This is a genomic window from Vibrio sp. 704, assembly GCF_033339295.1.
Genome location: NZ_JAWOUH010000705.1, coordinates 1 through 597, shown reverse-complemented (window position 1 = coordinate 597; position 597 = coordinate 1). Strand labels below are relative to the sequence as shown.

The window sequence follows — 597 nt, the reverse complement described above, 5'->3', positions numbered from 1 at the left end:
AAAAGTAATGCCGAACGCGCTCCATACGTATGACGCATAGCCACCCATGGCAAAAAAGTCGCTCAGAGATTCAAAGTGCATCGTTAATTACCTCACTGAGTTTTGTCTGTTGCGAGCTCGCGAACCCAAGGGCGATGACTTTCTTTACTGATGATTTCGTTACGGAAACGCACCATAGTCACAGCACCAAAGAAGAACGCAAAACCAAAGATGTTCAGCAACAGTGGCCAAAGCATGTCGGATGAAATTGAAGGTTGTTCGAATTTCGTAATTGTTGCGCCTTGGTGAAGCGTGTTCCACCACTCAACAGAGAAGTGGATGATTGGCAGGTTCACTACGCCAACAATCGCCAAAATACCTGCTGCTTTTGCAGCCGTTTTTTGGTCATCAAACGCGTGGTAAAGTGCTATCACACCAAGGTAAAGGAATAGAAGAATAAGTTCAGAAGTAAGACGAGCATCCCATACCCACCAAGGGCCCAACATATGTTTGCCCCAAACAGCACCGGGAAGAAGAGCAATAAAGGTGAATACTGCGCCGATCGGGGCCATCACAAGAGCGGCCATATCTGATAAGCGGACTTGCCAAACCAAACCG

Annotated in this window: 2 protein-coding genes; both read right to left on the bottom strand. The window is 47.2% G+C overall.

The genetic code is table 11. From position 1 onward, the window contains the following. The coding region (gene ccmD, locus R7R24_RS28640) for a heme exporter protein CcmD (protein ID WP_318120449.1) at window positions 1-81 on the bottom strand (81 nt) is incomplete at its 3' end. Window positions 82-92: 11 nt separating this feature from the next. Next, window positions 93-597, bottom strand: a 505-nt coding sequence (gene ccmC / locus R7R24_RS28635) for a heme ABC transporter permease CcmC (RefSeq protein WP_318120448.1), incomplete at its 5' end; no start/stop codon positions are given.